The organism is Stella humosa (assembly GCF_006738645.1).
Taxonomy (GTDB): domain Bacteria; phylum Pseudomonadota; class Alphaproteobacteria; order ATCC43930; family Allostellaceae; genus Allostella; species Allostella humosa.
In genome coordinates this window covers 3,309,787-3,333,263 of the sequence record NZ_AP019700.1, presented here as the reverse complement: position 1 = coordinate 3,333,263, position 23,477 = coordinate 3,309,787, and the positions used below count along the sequence as shown (strand labels likewise).

The window sequence follows — 23,477 nt, the reverse complement described above, 5'->3', positions numbered from 1 at the left end:
CGTGGCGGGCTGGCTTCCCGCATGCGGCCGGGTGGGGCCGGGGATGAATGACAGGGGCGCCGGCACGGTCTAGCCTGCGGCTTCCTTCCCGCCCGCACCACTCCACGGAACCGCCATGACCATTTCCCAGTCCGCCCTGCTGGCCGCCCTGGCCGGGGCCGAGCCGATCGAGGATGTCTGCCGCGCGAGCGGCGCCACCGCCGCCGAGCTGGCCGCCGCGCGCGACGCGTTCCTGGCGGGGCAGGGGGCGATCGGCGATGCCGTGCTGACGGGGCCGGTCGGCGGCCGGGTGGAGATCCTGCGCGACCGCGCCGGGGTGCCGCACATCCATGCGGGAACCACGGCCGACCTCTATTTCGGGCTGGGCGTGGCCATGGCCGAGGACCGGCTGTGGCAGATGGACCGCCTGCGCCGCCGCGCGCTCGGCCGCCAGGCCGAGATCCTGGGGCCGAAATACCTGGCGGCCGACATCGCCCACCGCACCGTCGGCATCCCGCGCATGGCCGAGCGCGAGCCGGCCCTGATGGATGGCGCCACCTACGCGACCGCGGCTGCCTTCGTGTCCGGTATCAACTATCAGATCGCCCGCTATGGCGATGCGCTGCCCGTGGAATTCCGCCTGCTGGGCTACGCGCCGGAGCCCTTCACGGTCGGCTGCGTCGTGGCCATCGGCCGTGGCATCTGGTGGTCCCTGAACGGCCGCATCGACCGGCTGATGGCGGCCGAGGCCGCCCGCTTCCTGCCCGAGGCGGCGCGGGCCGCCTACCTGACGCCGGAAGCCTCCGAAAGCCTGGTCCTGCCCGATGGCGGCTCGCTCGCCGCCGGCAGCGACGACCAGACCGGCAGCAACAACTGGGCGGTGGCCGGCGGCCTGGTGCCGGGCGGCAAGGCGCTGCTGGCGGGCGACCCCCACCAGCCCTTCTGGGTCCCGTCGAGCTGGTACGAATACGGCCTGCACGGGCCCGAGGACGATGCCGCCGGCTGCGGCCATCCGGGCTTCCCCGGCCTGTGGTGGGGCAGCAATGGCCGGGTCGCCTGGAGCCTGACCAACAACATGGCCTCGACCCGCGACCTCTATCGCGAGACGGTCCATCCGACCGACCCGGCATACTATCGCGACGGCGACGTATGGCGCCCGTTCGACGAGCAGAGCTGCGAGATCGCTGTCCGCGGCGGCCCCACCCACCGGCTGACGGTGCGCTCCACCGTGCGCGGGCCGATCGTGAACGCACTCGTCCCGGCCCTGGCCGAAGGCGGCGAGCCGCCCCTGTCCCTGCGCTGGGTCGGGGCCGAGCACATGGACGACCTGCGCGCCAGCCTCGCCATTTCGCGGGCGAAGGACTGGCAGGGCTTCCGCGCGGCGCTGCGCGACTGGTCGGTCGCCGTCTTCAACTTCGTCTATGCCGATGCCGCCGGCAATGTCGGCTATCAGATGGCTGGCCGCGTGCCGGTGCGCGGGCGTGTCACCTATGGCCTGCGTGACGCGGACCGCGCCGACGACCGCTGGACCGGCTATGTGCCGTTCGACGGCCTGCCGCACAGCTACAACCCGGCCCGCGGCTATGTCGCCAGCGCAAACCAGCGCATCGTGCCGCCCGACTATCCCCACACCATCTATGGCGCCTATTCGCAGGGGCACCGCGGCATCCGCATCGACCAGGTGTTTGCCGGCGGCACCGCCGACCACGCGGCCACCACGGCGCTCCAGAACGACATCAAGAACGTGCGGGCCGAGCGCGTTTGCCCCGACCTCCTGGCAGCCCTGGCCGGCAGCGCGGACGCCGACGCAAGCGGGCTGGCGGCCCTGCTGGCCGGCTGGGACTATCGCTACGGGCTCGACAGCGCGGCCCCGACCGTGTTCGAGACCTTCATGTTCCACTGGCAGCGCCGCGTGCTGGGCCAGCACGTGCCCGGCCGGCTGCTCGACCTCGCCTCGCAGCAGACCAACCTGGGCGTGGCCCTGCTGGCCGACCCGGCCATGGCGTATTTTCCGGACGGCACTCGGCCCGCCGCCGTGGCCGCGGCCAAGGATGCGATGGCAGCCCTGCGCGCGCGGCTGGGCGACGACCCGGCCACCTGGACCTGGGGGCGGGTGCACCTCGCCCACTGGTCCCATGCGCTCTCCAACCCGGCCAATGCCGAGGCGTTCGACATCGGCCCGGCGCCGGTCGCCGGCGGGTCGCACACCGTGTGCAACACCGGCGGCGAGTTGCCGCCGCATGGCGCGGGCTCGGGCGCGGAATACCGCATCATCGTCGATTTCGCGGCGCCCGCCTCGTTCCTGGCGGTGCAGAACATCGGCAATTCCGGCGTGCCCGGCAGCCCGCATTATCGCGACCAGTTCGCCGACTGGCTGGCCGGGCGCTATCACGTCGTCCATCTCGACCGGGCGGCGATCGAGGCCGACCTGGAAAGCCGGACGGTGATAGAGCCGGCTTGAGGCGGCGCCCAAACTTGAACAGCGGGGCGGCCATCGGCCGCCCCGGTTGCGCTATGCCCGGTGGACGGGCTCCGGGATGTACGGCCGGCCGAGATAGAAGCCCTGCAGCAGGTCGACGCCGGCATTCACGACCCAGTCCATCTCGGCCTCGGTCTCGATGCCCTCGGCCACGGACATGGCGCCGACGTCGCGCGCGATGCCAATCAGGTGGCCGACGACGCTCTGGCGGTAGCGGTCGCGGTCGATGCCGCGGATCAGTTCCATGTCGATCTTGATCACGTCCGGCTGCACTTCCAGCAGCATGTTGAGCCCGGCAAACCCGGCCCCGACATCGTCGAGCGCCACCCGGAACCCGGCATCGCGATAGAAGCGCAGGATGCGCCGCAGATGGTCGCGGTCGCGCACCTCGCCGCTCTCCGTCACCTCGAAGATGACGTCGTGCGGCTTCAGCCCGATCTCGCGCACGAAAGCGACGGTCTCCGCCAGGCAATAGGTCGGGTCATAGATGCTGGCGGGATCGAAGTTGACGAAGATCACGCCATTGCCGGTGCGCGCCGCCGTCTCGAGCGCCAGGCGGCGGGCGATCAGGTCGACCGTGAACAGGAGTTCCGTCTGGGCGGCGGCGGCGAACAGCGGTCCGGCCGGGATGATGGTGCCATCGAGCTCGCGCCCGCGCAGCAATGCCTCATGGCCGAACATCGTGCGGTCGGCGCGGAAGATCGGCTGCAGGGCCGAGAACAGGCGGTCGCTCTCGATCAGCTCCACCAGGCGCAGGCCGTCGACGACGGCGACAAGCTGATCGACCGACAGGGTGCCCAGATACTGGCCGAGAGTCGGCTCGTCGTCGGCGGGCAGAACCAGGGCGCGGGAATGGTGGCGCTCCTCGGAGCTGAGTTGCCGGCTGAGTCTGGCGCAGATCAGCCGCAGTTCGTCCGGGGTCGCCTGGAAGGTGATGCAGCGCGGGCCCGGGCCGGAACTGTAGGCCTGGGCCGCCTCGCCGATGCCGGCCATTGCCTTTTCGTAAGTGAAGGCCGTCGGGAAAGAGAGGAATACGCGATTGTGATCGCGAACAATCTCCCGGATACGCTCACACTCCACGCACCGCATCTCGGTCGCGTCCCCCTCCGTTGACGAGATCATAGCCGCGAATGATGGGATCATAACCCTTATCCCCCGTTTCGCACCGCGCTTGTTGCTTCTGGTGGAAGAAAAAATCAGGCCGGTCGATCGGCCGCCGCCGGCGATCCGGCCAAACGGATCAGGGTCTGCTCCAGCACGTTCCACGCGATCGGCTTGTCGACACAGGCCGACATGCCGGCCGCCAGATAGGACTGGTGCGCGCCCGTCAGCACATTGGCGGTCAGTGCCACGATCGGGATGTCGCGCTCGGGCCCGGGCAGGGCGCGAATGCGCCGTGTCGCCTCCACCCCGTCCATTACCGGCATCTGCACATCCATCAGCACCGCATCGAACCGCTCGGCGCGAACCGCGGCCACCGCCGCGCTGCCGTCGCCCACCAGCGTCACCCGGTGGCCGCGTGCGGTCAGCATGGCGCGAACCAGTTCCCGATTGATCTCGACATCTTCGGCCACCAGCAGTTTCAACGAACTGGCCTGCACTCTTGTCTCCGTGGTCGGCTCCTGGATGGCGGCGCTGCCGTTTTCCAGCGGGATATCGAAGCGAAAGCGGGTGCCGGCGTCCACAATGGAGTCGACGGAAATCCGTCCGCCCATCGCATCGACCAGCCGCTTGCAGATGGCCAGCCCCAGGCCGGACCCGCCATAGCGGCGGGCCATCGACGTGTCCGCCTGGCTGAAGGGCTGGAACAGCCGGTCGAACCGGTCGGCCGGTATGCCGATGCCTGTGTCTTCCACTATGAAGCGTACGAAGCGCCGTTGGGTTCCACCGATCCGGGCCGCCTCGGCCAGGCGCTCGGCCGTCAGCGAGATGCCCCCGCGCTCGGTGAACTTGATCGCGTTGCCGACGAGATTGAGCAGGATCTGGCGGATCCGGTTCGGGTCGCCGCGCAGGACCGCCAGGTCGTCGTTCTCGCTTGCGATCATCAGTGCCAGTCCACGTTCCTGCGCGGCCGTTCCCATCGTCGTGCGGATTTCCTCCAGCAGGGCTGGCAGAGAGAAGTCGATCGTCTCCAGTTCGATCCCGCCGGCACCCAGCCGCGTGAAGTCCAGCACGTTGTTGACGACCGACAGCATCTGCCGCCCGCCGGTTCGGATCGCCTGGACCTGCCGGCGTTCGAGGGGGCGCAGGTCGGCCCCCTCCAGCAGTTCCGACATGCCGATGATGGCGGTCAGCGGCGTGCGGATCTCATGCGACATGACCGCCAGGAACTCGGTCTTGCTGAGGTCGGCCTGCATCGCGCGGCCGGCCGCGGTCTCGGCCGCGCGGGTCGCCTGGCGCTCGTCCGCGGCCAGCCGCAGGATGGCCAGCGCGAAGGCGCCCTGGAACAGCACGACGAGCAGGATGAGCACGATGATCGTGCTGGTGCGGGTGTCCCACGCCTGTAGCATCTGCTGCTCGGTGCTGCCCAGGATCACCTTCAGCCCACTGTCGCCGATGCGACGCCCGGCCAGGTGCCAGGTGCCGACCGTTCCGTCGATCGTGGCGTCCTGCACGATCGTCGTCCGGCTGTCGACGGTGGCCGGCCCGACGACGGTCTCCGGAATCGCCACGTAGCGGCCGACGCGATCGGTCGCCAGGGTGGCACCCGCCACCGAGAGCAGCGCCACGAAGCTGTCGTCCGTGTCGCGGTAGTTGTACAGCACCTCGGACAGGACGTCGGGCGACAGGCTGGCCCACAGCACCCCGGCAAAGCCGCCCGCAGCGTCGCTGATCCGCCAGGTGACCGGCATCCGGCGCTGCCCCGGCACGATGCGCGAGCTGTGCGGCTCGCCGATCCACATGCCGCGATCGGTCTCCGCATGGATGCGGAAATACTCCCGGTCCGAGACGTCGGAGCCGACGGCGCCGGGATTGAGGCTGTGGATGATGCGGCCGTTGGCGGCGATGATCGAGAAATTGTCGATCGCCAGCAGCGCCCGGCTGATCCGTCGCTCGGAGTCGGCCAGCGACAGGAACAGTTGTTCGATCGGCCGGCCGGATCGGGCCCACTCGCTGATGGCCTGCGAGAAGACGATATCCATCGTGCCGAAGATGCGGTTCATCGCGTCGGCGGCGGCGTTGGCGCTGTAGGCGCGCAGATCGCGATAATTCTCCAGCGTTGCCGTGCGATCGCGCAATTGCAGGACAATGGCGAGGCTGCTGAAGGCAAGCCCGGCAATGATCCAGGCGGCGATCGCGACCCGGCCGATCGGCAGCTTCCAGGCGCCGCCGAATCGGTTCACCAAGACTCCGGACTATGCTGCTCTGGCCGTTCAGGGGGCATGGACGATACTCCTGTTGCGAGCGGACTATATCTCGTTTTCCAGCATGCCAGGATGCCACGGTCAAACCCCGGGGCGCCATTTGCCGATTGGCCGACCGGCCAACCCAAGGAACCGTCGATGCCGACCGCCAGAGACCTCCTCGCCGCCATGATCGTGGCACCGCTGCTCTGCGGCATGCCGTCGGCAGCGGCCCAGATGGCACCCGGCATGGGCGATGGCGGCTGGCTCGACGGCTACAACCGGCTGATCTTCCGGTTCAACGCCGCCTTCGACCACGGGATCGACCTGGCGTCGTCCTGGCTGCGGGGGAGCCGACCCCCACCGCTCCCCGCCCCCCCGCACCCCCCGCCGCGTGCGCGGTGGCGTCGGCAACATGATGTCGAACCTGGTGAACGAGCCGATCACGGTCGTCTCCAGCTTGGCGGTGGCCGACCTGCCGACGGCGTGGACGGCCACCCGCCGCTTCGCGGTGAATTCGACCGAGGGCTTTCTCGGCTGGTACGACTATGCCGCCGCCCGCGGGCTGCCGCCCGTCCATGCCGATATCGGCCTGTCGTTGTGCCGCTACGGGGTGGGGGAGGGCGGCTATGTCGTGCTGCCCCTGATCGGCCCGCGCACGGTGCGCGACGCGGTGGCCGACGTGGTGCTGGTCAACGCCATCCTGTGGACGGCGCTGGCGACCGCGCTCGGCACCGGCGCCACCCTGCAGACGATCGTGATCGCCGAGACCGTGGAGATCGCCGCCGACATCGTTGCCACGCGCCAGATCGACCCGCAGGCCAAGGCCCTGGGGGCGGGGGAATATGGCGCCACGCGGGCGGAATATCTGCGCCAGCGGCGCCTGCGCTGCGGCATTCCCGTCGCAGCCGGCGAACGACCCGGTCTATGATTGCGATAACAGCGACTCTGCTGACCGCCAATCCGGAGACCATCCGATGACCACCGCCGCGATCTTCGCCGAGGGATTCAAGACGACGCCCTGGTGGTGGGAATGGGCGCCGCCGACCGCCGAGGGCGCCGTGCCCCCGCCCAAGGAGGTCGAGGTGGCGATCATCGGCTCGGGCTATGGCGGGCTGTCCTGCGCGCTGGAACTGGCGCGCTCCGGGGTGCAGGCGCATGTGCTCGAGGGTGAATCGGTGTTCGGCGCGGGCGCCAGCACGCGCAACGGCGGCGGCGTATCGCCCGGCACCAACCTCGGCAAGGGCCGGGCCGGCTATGGCAAGAGCTCGCTGGAGCAGCGGCTTGGCGCCGAGCATGCGTCGGCCATGCTGGCCGAGGCCGCGGAATCCTTCGGGCATCTGGAGGAACTGATCCGGCGCGAGGGCATCGACTGCCACTACTGGCCGACGGGGCGCTTCGTGGGTGCGGCGGTGCCGCGCCACTACGACCGGCTGGCAGCCGCCGTCGACAAGCTGCAGAAGGGCACCAACGCCGGCGTGCGCATGTTGCCCAAGGACCGCCAGCACGAGCAGATCAAGACCGACGCCTTCCATGGCGGCATGCTGGTCGATCGCTCGGGCCGGCTGCACCCGGCCCTGCTGCACAGGGGCATCCGCGACGCCGCCCTGCGCGCCGGCGCCACCATGTCGGTCAATTCCAAGGTCACTTCGGTCACCCGCCAGGGCTCGGGCTTCGTCCTGCAGACGACGGCGGGCGAGGTGCGCGCCAAGGAAGTGGTCGCCACCACCAACGGTTACACAGGGCCGGAACTGGGCTGGTTCCGCCGCCGGCTGGTCCCGGTGCGCAGCTACATCATCGCCACCGAGGAACTGCCGGAGGACCAAGTCCGCGCGCTGATCCCCAACGGCCGCACGATCGCCGACACCAAGCGCGTCTTGTCCTATTTCGGCCAGTCGCAGGACCGCCGCCGCATCCTCTATGGCGGCCGCGCCAGCTTCGCCGGCGACACGCCCGAGAACACGGCGAAGACGCTGCACGGCATGATGACCGAGGTCTTCCCCGAGCTGAAGTCGACCCGCATCACCCATGGCTGGACGGGCTACGTCGCCTTCACCTTCGACGCCCTGCCGCATTTCGGCCAGCATGACGGCATCCACTACGCCATGGGCTGCAACGGCTCGGGTGTCGTCACCATGACGTGGCTCGGGACCCAGCTCGGGCGCAAGATCGCGCGCACCCAGAACCGGCCGTCGGCGTTCGACGGCGTCGCCTTCCCGACGCGGCCCTTCTACACCGGCCGTCCGTGGTTCCTGCCGGTCATCGGCGAGTGGTATCGCTTCCGCGACCGCATGGACCGCTGGCTCGCCTGATGCGTGCGCCTTGTGCTAGTTTCGGGGCCTCTCCTCTAGACCCCCACCTTTAGAATCCGAGAGGTTCCCCACCATGCCCGTGCAGCGTGGCCGCATGTTCTTCATGAACCCTGGCCCGACCAACATTCCCGACCGCGTCCTGCGGGCGATGCATCGCCCAGCGCTCGATTTCGCGCAGAAGGAATTCAAGGCGATCGCCGAGGAATGCTTCGTCGGGCTGAAGAAGGTCTTCAAGACCGAGCAGATCATGCTGGCCTACGCGGCATCCGGGCATGGCGCCTGGGAATCGGCGGTGGTCAATGTCTGTTCGGCCGGGGACATCGTCCTGGTGCCGGAGACAGGGCACTTCTCGTCCTCCTGGACGCAGATGGTCGAGCATTACGGCATCAAGGTCGAGATGGTGCCGGCCGACTGGCGCCGCGGCGTCGACCCGGCGGCCGTCGAGGCGCGGCTGAAGGCGGACGTGAACCACGAGATCCGTGCCGTCCTCCAGGTCCATAACGAGACCTCGACCGGCGTGGCCCACCCTGTCGCCGCCATCCGCAAGGCGATCGACGCGGCCGGCCACCCGGCGCTCTACCTGGTCGACACCATTTCCTCGCTCGGCTCGTTCGACTTCCGCATGGACGAATGGGGCGTCGACGTGGCGGTCGGCGGCTCGCAGAAGGGCTTGATGCTGCCGCCCGGCATGTGCTTCACCGGCGTCAGCCGCAAGGCGCTGGCGGCCAGCCAGTCGGCCACCCTGCCGCGCGAATACTGGGACTGGCGGCGCATGCTGGATGGCGAGCGCCAGGCCCGCTTCGCCGGCACGGCCCCGGTCCACCTGATGTTCGGCCTCCAGGAATCCCTGCGGATGATCGAGGAGGAGACGCTGGACGGCGTCTTCGCCCGCCATGCCCGCCTGGGTGCGGCGGCGCGGGCCTGCGTCAAGGCGTGGAGCGCCGGCGGCGGTCCGGAGCTGTTCTGCACCAACCCCGACCTCGTCTCCGATTCGGTGACGGCGGTGCAGGTGCCGGACGGCAGCGACGCCAACAAGCTGCGCGAGGTCTGCGCCGAGCGGTTCAACGTGTCCTTCGGCGGCGGCCTCAGCCGGCTGAACGGCAAGGTCTTCCGCATCGGCCACATGGGCGACCTCAACGAGCCGATGCTGATGGGTGCCCTGACTGCGGCCGAGATGGGCCTCGACCTGGCCGGCATCCCGCATGGCAAGGGCGGCGTCGAGGCCGCCATGGCGTCGTTGAAGGCCGCCTGAGAGAGGGAGCAAGAGCATGGCCCGGCAGCGCACGGTTTCGGCCATCCAGATGACGGCCGACGATTCCGACAAGGAAGGCACGGTCCGCCGCGCCCTCGACCTCATCGACGAGGCGGGGCGGCGCGGATCGACCCTGGTGGTGCTGCCGGAGCTATGGACCGGGATCGGCTTCAGCGGCGAGGACGGCCATGTCCGCCTCGCCGAGGAGATCCCCGGCCCGACGACGCGTCGCCTGTCCGAGAAGGCCCGGCAGTGGGGCATGACGGTCATCGGCTCGATGTACGAGCGGCATGGCAACCTGCACTACAACTCGGCCCCCGTGATCGACCCGGACGGCGAGGTCGTCGGCAAGTACTGGAAGACGCACCTGTTCGATGCGCCGAACCGGCCCGACATCCCGCCCGGCTACGTCGAATCGAAGAAGGTGGCGGCGGGCAACGAACTGCCGGTGTTCCCCACGGCCTTCGGGCCGGTCGGCGTCTCCGTCTGCTCCGACCTCCGCTTCCCGGAGGTCTATCGCGAACTGGCGTTGAAGGGGGCGGAGGTTATCGTCTGCGCCTCGGCCTTCCTGTCGCCGCGCTTCGACCACTGGGAATTCTTCCTGCGCGCGCGGGCGACCGAGAACCAGTGCTGGGTCGTGGCCTCGGGGCAGGTGGGCCAGGAGCCGACCTCCGGTCTGGCCTTCGTCGGTCGCAGCATGATCGTCGACCCCTGGGGCGTCATCGTCGCCCAGGCACCCGACACCGAATGCTGCCTGACGGCGATCATCGACCTCGACCACATCGCCGAGGTGAAGCGGCGCTACCCCCTGATGGACCAGCGCCGCCCCGCCCTCTATCAGACGATTGGCCAGACGGTCGGCAAGATCGCCTGACCCGGGGTCAGTCCTCCACCCGGCGGCCCACGCCGATGTGGCGCAGAACCGCATCCCAGCCGAGTTTGCCTGCCAGGCTGCGCAGCCGGCGCGCCGCCAGGCGTTCCTTGTCCAGGTCGGTCAGTTCCGACCACAGCCGTACATGGGTGGATTGGGCTTCGTGCCATCGCTCGGTGGCCTGATCGACGCGAATGCGTTCGGCCGATCGCCGGGACTGCCGCTCCATACTCTCTCTCCTCCGCGCAGGCGCACCTCGGGTATCGGGTGCGGCGGGGGAAGGGAGGGGGCCGGTCAGGCCCTCGGCGGTCTCATTCCGCTCAGATGGAACAGGACCGCCGCCATTGCAAGGGTCAGACGACGCGGACGATGGCGTGGCGCTTGCGGCCGGCCGACAGCTTGATGCGGCCGGCGGCGTCGATGTCGGCCGCCGTGACCATCCGCTGCTCGCTGTCGATGGTGGCGTCGTTCAGGCGGGCACCGCCGCCCTTGACCAGGCGCCGCGCCTCGCCGTTCGAAGCCGCCAGCCCCGCCTGGCGCAGCAGTTCATAGGCCGGTACGCCCGCATCGAGCTGCGCGCGGGCTAGGTCGATGGTCGGCAGCGCCTCGCCCGCCACGCCTTCTTCGAAGGTGCGACGCGCCGTCTCGGCCGCCTCGTCGGCGACGGCCTGGCCATGGCAGAGCGCAGTGGCGGCGGTCGCCAGGATTTTCTTGGCCTCGTTCACCTCGGCCCCCTGGAGCGCCTCCAGCCGCGCGATCTCGCCCAGCGGCATGTCGGTGAAGAGCCGCATGAAGCGGCCGACGTCGGCATCCTCGGTGTTGCGCCAGAACTGCCAGAAGTCATAGGGCGACAGCCGGTCGGGGTTGAGCCACACAGCGCCCGACGCCGTCTTGCCCATCTTGGCGCCGGATGCCGTCGTGATCAGCGGCGTGGTCAGGCCGAACAGCTCCTTCTCCTCGGTCCGCCGGCCAAGGTCGACGCCGTTGACGATGTTGCCCCACTGGTCCGACCCGCCCATCTGCAACGCGCAGTCGTAGCGCCGCGCCAGCTCGACGAAGTCGTAGGCCTGGAGGATCATGTAGTTGAATTCGAGGAAGGTGAGCGGCTGGTCGCGCTCCAGCCGCAGCCGCACGCTGTCCATGGTCAGCATGCGGTTGATCGAGAAATGCCGGCCGACATCGCGCAGGAACGGGATGTAGGCCAGCCGGTCGAGCCAGTCCGCATTGTCGGCCATGATGGCGTCGGTCGGGCCGTCGCCGAAGGTCAGGTAGTTGGCGAAGCTCTTTTGCAGGCTGGCCTTGTTGGCGGCGATGTCGGCATCCGACAGCAGGCGGCGCGTCTCGTCGCGGCCCGACGGATCGCCCACCTTGGTGGTGCCGCCGCCCATCAGCACGATCGGCTTGTGGCCCGTGCGCTGCAGCCAGCGCAGCATCATGATCTGCACCAGATGGCCGACATGCAAGCTGTCGCCCGTGCAGTCGAACCCGATATAGGCGACCACGATCCCCTTGCTGCAACGCTCGTCGAGGGCGGCGCCGTCGGTCATCTGGTGGATGAAGCCGCGGTCCTGCATGGTGGCGATGAAGTCGGACTTGGGTCGGGTCATGCTGGCTTTCCGGAAGTCGGTCGGCGGCCGGTCGGGGCGCTTGCCGGGGGCGCCGCCGTTTAGCACACTCGGGCCATGCCGCAAATGACGCCCGACCCCCATACTTCCCCGGTTCTCGCCATCGGCCTGATGAGCGGGACGTCCCTCGACGGCGTCGATGCCGCCCTGATCGAGACGGACGGGCAGCGGGTACGCCGCCTGGGCCATGCCGTGACCGTGCCCTACGCGCCCGACTTTCGGGAGCGCCTGCGCGCCGTCCTGGGCGACCGGGGCGACGTGGCCGGCGCGGCCCGCGAACTGACGCTGCGCCATGGCGAGGCGGTCGGCCGCCTGCTCGACCTGGCTGGCGTCGCGGCGGCGGACGTGGCCGTCGTCGGCTTCCACGGCCAGACCATCCTGCACCGCCCGGCCGACCGGCTGACGCGGCAGATCGGCGACGGCGCCCTGCTGGCCAAGCTGACCGGGATCACCGTGGTCGACGACTTCCGCTCGGCCGACGTGGCCGCGGGCGGCGAGGGGGCGCCGCTGGTGCCCGTATATCATCGCGCACTGGCCGCCGGACTGGAGCGGCCCCTGGCGGTCCTCAATATCGGCGGGGTCGCCAACGTCACCTGGATCGGGCCGGACGACGACCTAGTCGCCTTCGACACCGGGCCCGGCAATGCGCTGGTCGACGACTGGGTGATGGCGACGACCGGCCGGCCGTTCGACGAGGGCGGCAGCCTGGCGGCCGCCGGCCGGGTCGATGGCGATGTGCTGAAGCGCCTGCTGGCCCACCCTTATTTCACCCGGCCGGCGCCCAAGTCGCTCGATCGCGACGAGCTGGGACGGCGGGAATGGGCGCACCTGTCGCCGGCCGATGGGGCGGCAACCCTGGCGGCCTTCACGGTGGAGGCGGTGGCGGCCGGCCAGGACCTCTGCCCGGCGGCACCGTCGCGCTGGCTGGTGGGCGGCGGCGGGCGCCACAACCAGGTTCTGCTGGACGGGCTGCGGCAGAGGCTGGGGGTGCCGGTCGAACCGGTGGAGGCGGTCGGCTGGGACGGCGACGCGCTGGAGGCGGAGGCCTTCGCCTTCCTGGCCGTGCGCTCGCTGCGCGGGCTGCCGCTCAGCCTGCCGCGCACGACGGGCGTGCCGCAGCCGATGGCGGGCGGCCGCACCTGGCCGGCGGGCGGGAGATAAACGAGGGGCTGGGCGTCAGATACCCCTCAGCAAGGCAGCTCTAAGACAGCGGCCCGATCGCACACATAGTCCTTTAGGGCCGTCATCCGGGTGGGAAAGGGCAGCTCCGGACGCTGGTGATACCAGCCGATCAGGGCCATGCCGCGGATCATCACGAACATCGGCAGCAATGCCAGGTCGGCCTCGCCGATGGCGCGGACGGAGCGGTATCCCTCCAGGCAGGCGTCGCGGAACAGGGCGAATTCCGGCTGGTGGGCATAGCTCACCAGGGCGGCCGCCAGGTCGTACTGGTGCCAGCCGAATGCCGAATCGTCGAAGTCGATCACGGCGGCCTTGGCGCCATCGACCAGCACGTTGCGCGCGTGCAGGTCGGCATGGATCAGGCTGAAGACCGACGCTGGCTTGCCATAGCGGACCAGCGCCGCGTGCACGATGTCGCGCGTGGCCAGCAGCAGCCGGCGTTCGGCAGGCGACAGGATCCCGCTGTCCCAGAAGCGGCCCCAGAACGGGTCGGGGCCCAGCAGCCCATCGGCGTCCAGCGCGTGGCGACGGAACCCCGCCGGGGGAACCCAGCCCGTGGCCTGGTTGTGGACGGCCGCCATGATCGCCCCCAGGCGGGCGAAATGCCAGGCGCTGGCGGCCTTGTCGGTCTCCCGCGCGATGACATCGCCCAGCAGCTCGCCCTCCACCCAATGGGCAAGGCCGGCCCAGCGCCGCTCGCCCATGGCCGCTACGTCGACCTGGACGAAGCTGTCACCGCCCGGCGTCAGCAGGGGCTCCGGCGCCATCACCCCGGCCTGGACCAGGGCGCGCGTCCAGACATGCTCCGACTTCAGCGCCGGCAGGTCGTGGTAGCTGGGCCGGTGCAGTCGCAGCACGAAGCGCGACCCATCCCGCCGGTCGACGGCCCGGAAGGTCACGTTCTCGGCCAGTTGCACGAATGCCAGCTCGGCATCGGGCAGGCCGAACGCCACCAGCGCCTGGCGGGCCGCCGGGGCGTAGGCCAGTTCCTCGGCCGTCGTCATGCCGACAGTTCGGCGATCGTCTCGTCCCAGGCCACCAGGAACTCGGCCGCATTCTCGTGCGAGAAAACCAGCGGCGGGCGGATCTTCACGATGTTGCTGAAGGCGCCGGCATTGCTGGTGAGGAAGCCCTTGTCCTTCAGCCGGTTGACGATGCGCTTGGCCTGGTCAACGGCGGGGGCGTGGTCGGCGGGTGCGACGATCTCGACGCCGATGAAGAGGCCATGGCCGCGCACGTCCCCGATCGCCTCGGATGCCCCCTTGCGCTGCTCCAGCCCGGCCTTCAGGGCAGCACCGACCGCCGTGACGCTGGCGCGCAGGTCGCGGCCCTCGATCTCGTCCAGCACCGCCATGCCGACAGCCGCTTGCAGCGGCGACGATGCGAAGGTGTTGAAGTGCCGGGTGCGCGCGCGGAAATTCTCGACCAGCGACCGGCTGGCCGCCGTGGCGGCGAGCGGCAGGCCGTTGCCCATAGGCTTGCCGGTGACGACGATGTCGGGGACGAATCCCGTTACCTCGTAGCCCCACCAACTGCCGGTCCTGGCATAGCCCGCCTGTACCTCGTCGGCGATCACCAGCCCACCGGCCTCGTGCACGATCGCGGTGGCGCGCTCCATGAAGCCGGCCGGGATGTCGGGCAGGCCCTCGTTGGCCAGGATCGAGCAGACGATGAAGGCGGCCACACCTTCGCCAGACGAGTCCAGGCGTGCGATCGCCCGCTTCAGGCGGTCGATATAGGCGTCGCACAGCTCGGCTTCGCTCAGGCCATCGGCCAGCGGCCGGTACTTCTCGGGGAAGGGGATGGACTGGACCGCCGGGTTGGCGTTGGCGTTCTCGGGCAGCCGGGTGAGCGACCCGACCAGCTCGCTGTTCCCGTGATAGGTGGCGTTGGTGCAGATGATGCCGTTCTTGCCCGTGGCGAACCGGGCCATGCGCAGCGCCACCTCGATCGCCTCGGTGCCGCTGCAGCTCAGGATGACGCTCTCGATCTGCGGGCCGTGCAGGGCGGCCAGGCGCTCGGCGAAGGTGACGACGCCCTCGTGCAGATAGCGGCTATGGACGTTCAGCGTCCCCTGCTGACGGGCCATCGCGTCCGCCACGCGGGGGTTGGCGTGACCGACGCAGGGCACGTTGTTGTACATGTCGACATAGCGCCGACCGTCGGGATCGAAGAGGTTGACGCCCTCGCCGCGGACGAGGTGGAGCGGTTGCTCGTAGAACAGCGGTGCCCCGGCACCCAGCGCCGCGTCGCGGCGCGCCCGCAGATCAGCCATCACCGTCAACTTCCCCGTTCCCTGTAGGTATCGGCACCCATTTTAACATGGGTGGAGCCCGATGCGACAGGATCGCTGTCGATCCCGCGCTTTCCCCATTCGGCCGATCAGGTCCGGCGGGCCGGCTGGTATCCGGTGGCGGGGCGGAGGGCGGGGAAGGCGGCGTCGAGATCGGGGCGACGGGCAAAGGCAGCGGCCAGGTCCTCGGTCCAGCCATAAGTGGCGGATTCGTCGATCCGGCGGGTGACGTGGCCGCACCACCCGTCGGCGACGCTGCCGACATCTATGGCGATGCCGCCGGCTTCCCGGATGCGGGCGCAGTAGATCTTGCCGAGGATGCCGGCGGCCACGAGGACCACCTGCCCGGGGCGGACGGTGGCCAGGGCCTCCAGCGTGCGGGCGTACACATCGCGGTAGTGGTGTTGGCCGGGCGTGCTCGGCGGCAGATACTTGGCCTCCGGCGGCACGGCGAAGGTCCGTTCGACGCGCAGCCCGAAGCGGGTGGTCAGCGCGGCCGCCAGGTCCGGCCGCCCGGTGACGACGGCGCATGCGCCGATGCGGCCGAGGAGCGGTTCCCATAGCCCCCACGCCGCCAAGGCGTTGTTGAAGTTGGAGCCGGTGATGATCTGCCTCGGCCCGAACAGCGCGCCCCCGGTCGGTGCCGGCGCGTATCCAGCGAACTGCTCGACGACGGCGAGCAGGCCCCTGGCTTCGCCGCTCGCCGCCTCCGGCCGGCCCAATGCGAGCGCCAGGCGGTACTCGTCGGGGATGCCGACGATGTCGGCCACCCGCACCGCCGCGGCCAGCGCCTGCTCGATCGCCCCGAGATCGTCCTCGCCCAGCCTGTGGCGGCCCCACCAGAGCTGCTGGATATTGGCCTGGTCCAGCCGGCGCTGTGGCTCCTCCCCGTCCGCATAGGGCAGGAAATTGCCTTCGCCATCGCCCAGCCGGACGACCGACAGCGGCTGGCCCGTGGCAATCGCCCGGGCGATCCGGTCGGCCACCGTCATGGCCTGTGCAAGATTGGTCGATACGTCGAGCAGGCAGCCGGCGCTTCGGTGCCGCACGATGCGCAACGCATCCCACGCCCGCCGCAGCGGGTCGCCGGGCCAGCTTCGCGGGATCTCCGCCCGCCATGCCGATGCCGAGGCGAATGTGGCGCTGTCCCTGCTCAGTGCGGGCGGCAACGGCCTCCCTTCCTCCAGCGCGGCCCGGCTTTCCTCGAATTCGCCTTCGAAGAGTGCGGACAGGCGCATCGTCCGCGTCACGTCGTCGCTCGACACGATGGCATCGAGCGCGCGCCGGGCTGCGGTCGGGCCTTCGTGCCGACGCTGTACCGCCAGGATTCGGCGCAGCAGCCTGGGCGATGTTCGGTGCAGGGCCGCTGGGGTGGCGAGCGCCAGGAGATGTCGGTCGGCTTCGGCGGAGCGATCGGCCGCGATCAGCGCCTGGATCGCGCGTTCCTGGTGGCGCGGGTCGCGGCCGATGCCGAAGCGGGCGGCCAGGTCGGCTGCTTGGTCGGCGCGCCGGGCATTGGTCCATGCCTCGATCAGCATGTCGCGCAGTTCGTCGTCGGCTGTCGCCAGTTCGAGATCGGCCTCCAACGCGGCCAGGACGGCACCGAAGTCATGGAGCAGACGGCCTATCCGGCACTTGATCCGGATGCGCGTCGGCTTGTCCCAGATTGCGCCGGGGACGCCTTCGATGACCGCCCAGGCTTCGTCCGTGCGTCCCATCGTGGCCAGGCAGACGGCAATGCGCTGCGGCGCGCTCGGTGCGCCGAAGTCGTCCCACGCTTTCTGCCAGCGCTGCAACGCCAGCGGCCAGTCCAGCCGCCCCATCGCCGCGATCGCGAGGGCACGGGCTATCCGTGGCTCGGCCGGTGCCAGCGCTGCCAGTCGCAGCAGTTCGTCCTCCGCCTGGAGGTCCTGGCCCTGATCGACCCGCAGGATGGCAAGTTCGATGCGGCTCGGCAGATGGTCCGCGGCGCGCGCCAGCGCCATCTCGAACGCCCGCCGGGCCGCGCCGTCGCGGCCGGCGGCGAGATGGCTTCGGCCCAGGCCATAGGGACCCTCGGGGGCGGTCGGAAAACGGTCGGCCAGGTCCCGCCAGCTTGCATGGGTCGCTTGCGGGCGGCAGAAGCGCGACTGGGCGGCGATGCGCCCGGCATGATCGGCGGGGCTGCCGCCGTCGCGGCCGATCACCAGGCTCCAGCTATCGAAGGCGTCTTCGAAGCGCCCTTCGCGCATGGCTTGCACTGCGGTGGCCGCCGACCCCTCGATGCTTGCGGCCGACGGCGCCGGCAGCGGTTCCCGTAACGCGGCGGCGAACGCCGCAAGTGGCAGCCGACACCGCATGCTGCCGGCGACGTCCGGTGTCAGCGCCGATCGACCGGCCCTGGCATCCTGGCCTGCGGGGGCGATGGCCAGCAGCATCTGCGGCAGGTCCAGGTGGACGACCCGATGCTGGCTGACCGCCGCCCGTGCCGCCCCGCCGGGCCCGTCGCCGCCGGGCGCCATCGCCGACCGGCGGCAGAGAAGCGATGGGTCCAGCGGCTGCGGCGCCGATACCATCAGACGATCGCTGTCCGGTTCCCACTCGCCACGCCGCGCCAGCACGCAGGCCGTGGCCCGCTGCATCGCCAGGGCCCGGAACTGCAGCTCCAGGCGCAGCGGGTCATGGAGGCAGTCCTCGTCCCACCGGCAGATGAAGGGTCCCAGCGCCTCCGCTATCCCCCGTTCCAGCAATGCGTCGGACGGGCGGCCCCGGCGGCCGGGCCGGACCAGATGGATCCGCCGGTCGGCCAGGTCCTCGATGTGCCCCGCCAGCCCCTCGTCGCCGTCGTCGACGATGACCAGTTCGCGATGCGGCCAAGTCTGGGCCTGGAACGCACCGATCGCCAGGCGGGCAAGCGACCGGCTGCCGCGGGCGACCAGGATGCAGGAGATCCGGTGGTCGGCCTCGATCGCGTTCGAGAGGTCGCGGCCGAACCGCAGCATCATCGGTGGCCCGGCCGGCCCCAGGGCGGTTGTCACCCTGGCCGGCGCCCGATCGGCGAATGCGTGGCGAGGGTCGGCCGGCCCGGTTCCCGCGCCGGTCATGCCGCGCTGGCGTATGCGGCCAGCCCGGCCGCGATGGCCCGGGGGCCGGCGCCCAGGCCCCAGGCAATGGCGGCGGCAAACAGGGCGCACTCGATGTCGGTGCTGCCGGCACCGGCGGATGGCAGGCTGGCCACCCGCAGGAGCGGAATGGCGCACTGCTCCACATGCAGGACCAGCATGGCCCCGGCACCGTTGCCGGCTACCGTCGCGGCCAGGTCGCCCGGCGGGCAATCGCGCCCGACCAGGGGATTGTCAGGATTGCTTGTGATGAAACAGGCCCGCCGTGCGGGGGTCGCCCGGCGCAGCGCCATTGCCTGCGGGCAGGTGGCGTCGAGCACCGCCAGCTCGGTCGCGACCCGGACGATCAGGCTGTCCGGCGCCGGGAGATCCATCCGCGCCAGCGCCCCGCCGCCGGAACCCATGATCGCGCCGACATGGCAGCGGTCGAACGGCAGGCCGCGGGCGGCGATGCCGGCAGGGGGCGCTTCGAGGATGGCCATGGCGATCACCGGATCCCACAGCAGCATGCGCGCCCCCGATGGGCCGGTCCGGTCGCCGGCCGCCACCGGCTGCCCGTCGATCTCCACCCCGGATGCAGTCGCCACGCCGACATCCCCATGCACCTGGCCCATGATCGCGGCGGCCATGCGGGCCGTGGTGGTGCGGTCGCCCGTGCCCGTGATGGCGGCCAGCGGAATGCGGCCCTCGCCCCCGTCAGGGAACAGGTGGTCGAGCATCGCCGCCAGCACGTCGGGCGAGCCTGGGGCGGTCAAGTGGGGACCCAGGCCGGGGCTGAGGTTGACTTCGCAGATCGCGGCCCCGGTCTCGGCCGGCGAGCGAGAGATATCGGTCGTCATCAGGTCCACGCCGGCGATGTCGAGCCCGATCACGCGCGCCGCCACCTCGGCTGCACGCCGGGCGTCGGGATGGACGATCCCGGTCACGTCCTGGCCGGTTCCACCGGTCGACAGGTTGGCGTTGGCGCGCAACCGGACAACGCGCCCGGCCACCGGAACTGCGTCCAGATCCAGCCCCTGCTCGGCCAGTTGAACGGTCACTTCCTCGTCCGCCCGGATGCGGACCATCGGCCGATAGAAGTCGCGCTCGCCGCGCCGGGGATCGCGGTTGGTGATCTCGATCAGCTCGCCGATGCTGTGCCGGCCATCGCCGGTGACGCGCGCCGACAGCCGCCGCGACGCGGCCACCATCCGCCCGCCGATGACCAGCAGACGGTGATCCTCGCCTTCCACATGCTTCTCGACCAGGAGATGCCCGAAGCGTTCGAGCCGCCGATAAGCGTCGGCCACGGCCTCCGCGCTTTGCAGGTCAAGGATCACGGCCCGGCCCTTGTCGACGCGTGCCGCCTTCATCACGACAGGAAAGCCGATCGCTTCGGCCGCCGCGCACGCCTCGGCCACCGATCCGACGCTCATCTGCCGGGGGACCGGCAGGCCCACGCTGGCCAGAAGCTGGCTGGTGTAGCGTTTGTCGCCGGCTATGGATTCGCCGATGTTCGAGGTGCGCTCGTTCGAGGCCGCCACGATGCGGCGCTGGCGCCGGCCATGGCCCAGCAGGACCACCGGGGCGGTCGCGAACATCCGGGCGTGCGGGATGCCGCGACGCTCGGCCGCGCGGATCTGGTAGCGGGTGGTGTGGACGAGCTGGAAGTGTTCGGCGGCGTGGGTGAACGCACGCCGCGATCGCGCCGCATTGCCGGTCGGGGGCAGGCCGGCCTCGTCATTCAGTGCCGCCGCGATCGCGACGAGGGCCAGGCGCATGGCTGCGCTGACCACCTGGGGCTCCTCGAAAGCGACCAGCAACTCGAGATGGCCGGCTGGATGTCGGTGGATGGCCGACCATTCGACCTCGGCGCCGACGCTTCGCTGCAGTTCCAGCACCGCTGCGGTCGCCAAGCTCTCAATGGTTGCCGCCGGCACCGTGCGGGCGGCGTCGATGGCCGACGCGCATTCGGGCAGGCTTTCCGCCAGATGCGTGAAGAATCGCTCGCCGTGCGCGGTGATCGCTTCCGAACCGTGGCGACCCATCTCGACTGCCGCAAGATAGGCGGGCTTCAGGCAATAGACGCTGGGGCCCGGGAAGTGCCGGCCGTGGATGATGCGCAGGGTTGGCGGCGCCAGGGTCATCGGTCGAGGGCAGCCGGGTGCGGCCCGCGCGATGGCGGCATCCGGTATGGCGGCGTCCGGTATGGCGGCATCCGGTATGGCGGCATCCGGTATGGCGGCATCCGGTATGGCGGCGTCCGGTATGGCGGCGTCCGGTATGGCCGGCCGGTGGATGTGCCCACGTCAGGCATGGCGCTCCCTGGGGCCGTCCGACGCCAAGGACTGGCGGGCGGCGATCCCGTTCTAGCGGTCGCGGCCGGCTGGCGGCAAGGACGGGGAAGCGGTTGCTATCGGGCCGGGCGCCAATCTAGGCTCGGGACCATCCCCCGTGCCAGAACTGCGAGAGGCCCCGACCCATGGACGCCAGCGGCATCGCCTACGATCCCCGCAGCACGACCCTGCTGACCTTTCAGGACCAGGTCGCGCGCTTCCGAGATGGATCGGATAGCCCGCGCGCCTACCTCGAGCGCTGCCTGGAGACCCACGACGTGCGCGAGGCCGAGGTCCGCGCGTTCGTCGTGATCAATCGCGAGGGCGCGCGCCGGGCCGCCGACGCCGCAACGGTGCGCTATGCCGCCGGCCGGCCGCTCGGCCCGCTCGACGGGATGCCGCTCGGCGTGAAGGACCTGTACGAGACCGAGGACATGCCGACCGGCATGGGTAGCCCGATCTATGCCGGCTGGGAATCCCACCGTGACGCCGCGTCCGTCTATGCCCTGCGCCGGCAGGCGGGCGTCGTCGTGCTCGGCAAGACGACGACGACCGAGTTCGGCTTCAGTCACCCGGGGCCGACCACCAACCCATTCGATCCGGCGCGCACCCCGGGCGGCTCCTCGTCGGGATCGGCCGCCGCGGTGGGCGCGCGGATGGTGCCGGTCGCCTTCGGCAGCCAACTCATGGGCTCGGTCATCCGGCCGGCCAGCTATTGCGGCAACTGGGGCTACAAGCCGACCTACGGCGCGCTCAACCGCGGCGGCGGCCATTCGAGCCTGAGCCAGAGCCATCTGGGCCTGCATGCGGGCTCGCTGGCCGACGCCTGGGCGGTCGCTTTCGAGACCTCGCGCCTGGCGGGCGGCGATCCGGGGTATCCCGGCATCTATGGCGCCGGCGCGATGCTGCCGCCGGCCCAGCGGCCGCGCGTGCTGGCGCGGCTGGACGGTCCGGGCTGGGCGATCGCCGACGCGGCCGCGCAGGCCGCGCTCGATGACTATGTCGACCGCCTGCGCGCGGCCGGCGTGACCGTGCTGTCGCGCGCCGACCATCCTGGCGTGGCGGCGTTGGAGGAAGCGCTGCTGCCCTGCTCGGAGAACTCGATGACGATCATCGGGTGGGAACTTAAATGGCCGCTGGCGGCCTATCGCGAGAAGGGCGAGGGCCTGCTCAGCCAGTCGATCGCCGACCGGCTGGAGGGCTGGGAGAAGATCACGATCGAGGAGTATCGCCGCGCCGTCGAGATCCGGAACGAGATGCGCCGCCGCCTGGCGGCCCTGCGCCCGGCGATCGAGGGCTTCGTCGGCCTGCCGGCCCCGGGTGTTGCTCCCATCGGGCTGGCCTCGACGGGCAACCCGATCTGCAACGTGCCGTCCTCGACGCTGGGCGCCCCGGTCTTCACGGTGCCGCTGCTGGCGCTGGACGGCATGCCGCTCGGCGTCCAGATCATGGGTTATCCTGATGGCGACGAGGCCACCTGCGCGATTGCGCGGTGGATGGGCGAGACGGCGATCTGACGCCGGGCAGGGGCCGCCATGCCGGCGGCCCCGTCGCCTTTACTGCACGACGATCCGCGGCGGTGCGCGCCGGGCGTCGCCGGTGCCGACCAGTTCCCATACCCGGGCGGCCAAGGCACGGAAGGCCTGGGCGTGCGGGCCATCCGGCTCGGACACGACGATCGGCGTGCCACCGTCGGAAGTCTCGCGGATGGCGATGTCGAGCGGGATCTCGGCCAGGAACTCGGTGCCCAGGCGCTCGGCCTCGCGACGGGCGCCGCCATGGCCGAAGATCTCGGCCCGGTGGCCGCAGTTCGGGCAGCAGAAGAAGCTCATGTTCTCGACGATGCCCAGCACCGGCACGTCGACCTTGCGGAACATGTTGAGGCCCTTGCGGGCGTCCAGCAGGGCGATGTCCTGCGGCGTCGAGACGATGACCGCTCCCGACAGCGGCACCTGCTGGGCCATGGTCAACTGGGCGTCGCCGGTGCCGGGCGGCATGTCGACCACCAGGATGTCGAGCGTGCCCCAGTTCACGTCGCGCAGCATCTGCTGCAAGGCACTCATCACCATCGGCCCACGCCAGATCATCGGCGTGTCCTCGGCCACCAGGAAGCCGATCGACATGACCTTCACGCCATGGCGCTCCATCGGCTCCAGGATGCGGCCGTCATGGGAGGTGGGGCGGCCGGAAATGCCGGTCATGCGCGGCATCGACGGGCCATAGATGTCGGCATCGAGGATGCCGACCGCCAGGCCGTTGGCGGCCAGGCCCATGGCCAGGTTGACCGCGGTCGTCGACTTGCCGACGCCGCCCTTGCCCGATGCCACGGCGACGATGGTCTTCACGCCCGGAATGGCGCCGCGGTTGGCGGCGGGCGAGGCCGCCTCGCGTGCAGGACCGTGGCGCGGGGCGGCGGCCGGTGCCGGTGTCGGGCGGGCGCCGGGACGGTGCGCGGTCAGCACGGCGCTGACCGACAGCACGCCCGGCAGGGCGTCGACCGCCTTCTCCGCGCTGCGCCGCAGCGGCTCCAGTTGCGGGCCGCGGGCCGGATCGACCTCGATCGCAAAGGCGACGTGGCCGTCCTTGACCTGTATGCCCGAGATCATCCCGAGGCCGACGAGGTCGCCCCGGTCGCCATCGCGAATTGCGCGAAGCGCGCCCAGGATCGCGTCCTCGGTGATGGCTCCCATCCTTGAAAACTCCCGCCCTCTGGCAAATATCGCG

16 protein-coding genes are annotated in these 23,477 nt (G+C 70.5%); 7 read left to right on the top strand and 9 right to left on the bottom strand.

The window, feature by feature from the left end:
* The first annotated feature begins 115 nt into the window (after nt 1–115).
* Nucleotides 116–2,440, top strand: a complete 2,325-nt coding sequence (locus STVA_RS15575) for a penicillin acylase family protein (protein ID WP_123694830.1) — start codon at nt 116–118, stop codon at nt 2,438–2,440.
* Between the two features lie 51 nt (nt 2,441–2,491).
* On the opposite strand, the gene STVA_RS15570 is transcribed toward STVA_RS15575, so the two are convergent.
* Together STVA_RS15570 and STVA_RS15565 are read right to left on the bottom strand one after the other, a co-directional pair.
* On the bottom strand, nt 2,492–3,451 hold the full coding sequence (locus STVA_RS15570; RefSeq protein WP_170216702.1) for an EAL domain-containing protein: 960 nt from the start codon (nt 3,449–3,451) through the stop codon (nt 2,492–2,494).
* A gap of 203 nt (nt 3,452–3,654) precedes the next feature.
* Entirely contained in the window at nt 3,655–5,802 is a 2,148-nt protein-coding gene (locus STVA_RS15565; RefSeq protein ID WP_142235784.1) for a hybrid sensor histidine kinase/response regulator, read from the bottom strand.
* Nucleotides 5,803–6,217: 415 nt separating this feature from the next.
* Between STVA_RS15565 and STVA_RS15560 the strand changes: the two genes are divergently transcribed.
* From STVA_RS15560 to STVA_RS15545, 4 genes are all read left to right on the top strand, one after another.
* Nucleotides 6,218–6,733 carry an MlaA family lipoprotein gene (locus tag STVA_RS15560; RefSeq protein WP_142235783.1) on the top strand — a complete coding sequence of 172 codons (516 nt, stop codon included), beginning with the start codon at nt 6,218–6,220 and terminating at the stop codon, nt 6,731–6,733.
* Nucleotides 6,734–6,779: 46 nt separating this feature from the next.
* Nucleotides 6,780–8,114, top strand: a complete 1,335-nt coding sequence (locus STVA_RS15555; RefSeq protein WP_123694822.1) for an NAD(P)/FAD-dependent oxidoreductase — start codon at nt 6,780–6,782, stop codon at nt 8,112–8,114.
* Between the two features lie 73 nt (nt 8,115–8,187).
* A complete protein-coding gene (locus tag STVA_RS15550) occupies nt 8,188–9,366 on the top strand; it encodes a pyridoxal-phosphate-dependent aminotransferase family protein (protein ID WP_123694820.1) in 1,179 nt (392 codons plus the stop codon).
* A gap of 16 nt (nt 9,367–9,382) precedes the next feature.
* Nucleotides 9,383–10,240 (top strand): carbon-nitrogen hydrolase family protein, encoded by an 858-nt coding sequence (locus STVA_RS15545; protein WP_123694818.1) that lies wholly within the window; start codon nt 9,383–9,385, stop codon nt 10,238–10,240.
* A gap of 7 nt (nt 10,241–10,247) precedes the next feature.
* Here the strand turns inward: STVA_RS15545 and STVA_RS15540 are convergent, their stop codons facing one another.
* Nucleotides 10,248–10,466: a hypothetical protein gene (locus STVA_RS15540; RefSeq protein ID WP_123694817.1), complete on the bottom strand. Its 219-nt coding sequence runs from the start codon at nt 10,464–10,466 to the stop codon at nt 10,248–10,250.
* Between the two features lie 124 nt (nt 10,467–10,590).
* Nucleotides 10,591–11,844 carry a tyrosine--tRNA ligase gene (gene tyrS / locus STVA_RS15535; protein WP_123695356.1) on the bottom strand — a complete coding sequence of 418 codons (1,254 nt, stop codon included), beginning with the start codon at nt 11,842–11,844 and terminating at the stop codon, nt 10,591–10,593.
* 84 nt (nt 11,845–11,928) lie between these two features.
* Between tyrS and STVA_RS15530 the strand changes: the two genes are divergently transcribed.
* On the top strand, nt 11,929–13,023 hold the full coding sequence (locus tag STVA_RS15530; protein WP_123694815.1) for an anhydro-N-acetylmuramic acid kinase: 1,095 nt from the start codon (nt 11,929–11,931) through the stop codon (nt 13,021–13,023).
* Nucleotides 13,024–13,049: 26 nt separating this feature from the next.
* Here STVA_RS15530 and STVA_RS15525 read toward each other — a convergent pair whose 3' ends face one another.
* From STVA_RS15525 to STVA_RS15510, 4 genes are all read right to left on the bottom strand, one after another.
* Nucleotides 13,050–14,048: a phosphotransferase enzyme family protein gene (locus tag STVA_RS15525; protein WP_123694813.1), complete on the bottom strand. Its 999-nt coding sequence runs from the start codon at nt 14,046–14,048 to the stop codon at nt 13,050–13,052.
* Entirely contained in the window at nt 14,045–15,319 is a 1,275-nt protein-coding gene (locus STVA_RS15520; RefSeq protein WP_123694811.1) for an aspartate aminotransferase family protein, read from the bottom strand. Before STVA_RS15520 ends, STVA_RS15525 begins: the two co-directional genes overlap by 4 nt.
* A 107-nt stretch (nt 15,320–15,426) precedes the next feature.
* Complete coding sequence (locus STVA_RS28380; protein ID WP_170216698.1) at nt 15,427–18,354, bottom strand: GT-D fold domain-containing protein; 2,928 nt, start codon at nt 18,352–18,354, stop codon at nt 15,427–15,429.
* A gap of 62 nt (nt 18,355–18,416) precedes the next feature.
* Nucleotides 18,417–20,564, bottom strand: a complete 2,148-nt coding sequence (locus STVA_RS15510; RefSeq protein WP_123694807.1) for an acetate--CoA ligase family protein — start codon at nt 20,562–20,564, stop codon at nt 18,417–18,419.
* A 335-nt stretch (nt 20,565–20,899) separates the two neighbouring features.
* Between STVA_RS15510 and STVA_RS15500 the strand changes: the two genes are divergently transcribed.
* Nucleotides 20,900–22,270, top strand: coding sequence for an amidase (locus STVA_RS15500; protein WP_197735644.1), 1,371 nt, complete (start codon nt 20,900–20,902; stop codon nt 22,268–22,270).
* A gap of 39 nt (nt 22,271–22,309) precedes the next feature.
* Here STVA_RS15500 and apbC read toward each other — a convergent pair whose 3' ends face one another.
* Complete coding sequence (apbC, locus tag STVA_RS15495) at nt 22,310–23,443, bottom strand: iron-sulfur cluster carrier protein ApbC (RefSeq protein WP_123694805.1); 1,134 nt, start codon at nt 23,441–23,443, stop codon at nt 22,310–22,312.
* Nucleotides 23,444–23,477: the final 34 nt, after the last annotated feature.

Excerpts from the sequence above, each read along its gene's own strand:
- STVA_RS15525 (WP_123694813.1), bottom strand. The coding sequence starts at position 14,048 with ATGACGACGGCCGAGGAACTGGCCTACGCCCCGGCGGCCCGCCAGGCG.
- STVA_RS15560 (WP_142235783.1), top strand. The coding sequence starts at position 6,218 with ATGATGTCGAACCTGGTGAACGAGCCGATCACGGTCGTCTCCAGCTTG.
- STVA_RS15545 (WP_123694818.1), top strand. The coding sequence starts at position 9,383 with ATGGCCCGGCAGCGCACGGTTTCGGCCATCCAGATGACGGCCGACGAT.
- STVA_RS15570 (WP_170216702.1), bottom strand. The coding sequence starts at position 3,451 with ATGGCCGGCATCGGCGAGGCGGCCCAGGCCTACAGTTCCGGCCCGGGC.
- STVA_RS15550 (WP_123694820.1), top strand. The coding sequence starts at position 8,188 with ATGCCCGTGCAGCGTGGCCGCATGTTCTTCATGAACCCTGGCCCGACC.
- apbC (WP_123694805.1), bottom strand. The coding sequence starts at position 23,443 with ATGGGAGCCATCACCGAGGACGCGATCCTGGGCGCGCTTCGCGCAATT.
- STVA_RS15520 (WP_123694811.1), bottom strand. The coding sequence starts at position 15,319 with ATGGCTGATCTGCGGGCGCGCCGCGACGCGGCGCTGGGTGCCGGGGCA.
- STVA_RS15510 (WP_123694807.1), bottom strand. The coding sequence starts at position 20,564 with ATGACCCTGGCGCCGCCAACCCTGCGCATCATCCACGGCCGGCACTTC.
- STVA_RS15575 (WP_123694830.1), top strand. The coding sequence starts at position 116 with ATGACCATTTCCCAGTCCGCCCTGCTGGCCGCCCTGGCCGGGGCCGAG.
- STVA_RS15530 (WP_123694815.1), top strand. The coding sequence starts at position 11,929 with ATGACGCCCGACCCCCATACTTCCCCGGTTCTCGCCATCGGCCTGATG.
- STVA_RS15555 (WP_123694822.1), top strand. The coding sequence starts at position 6,780 with ATGACCACCGCCGCGATCTTCGCCGAGGGATTCAAGACGACGCCCTGG.
- tyrS (WP_123695356.1), bottom strand. The coding sequence starts at position 11,844 with ATGACCCGACCCAAGTCCGACTTCATCGCCACCATGCAGGACCGCGGC.
- STVA_RS15500 (WP_197735644.1), top strand. The coding sequence starts at position 20,900 with ATGGACGCCAGCGGCATCGCCTACGATCCCCGCAGCACGACCCTGCTG.
- STVA_RS15540 (WP_123694817.1), bottom strand. The coding sequence starts at position 10,466 with ATGGAGCGGCAGTCCCGGCGATCGGCCGAACGCATTCGCGTCGATCAG.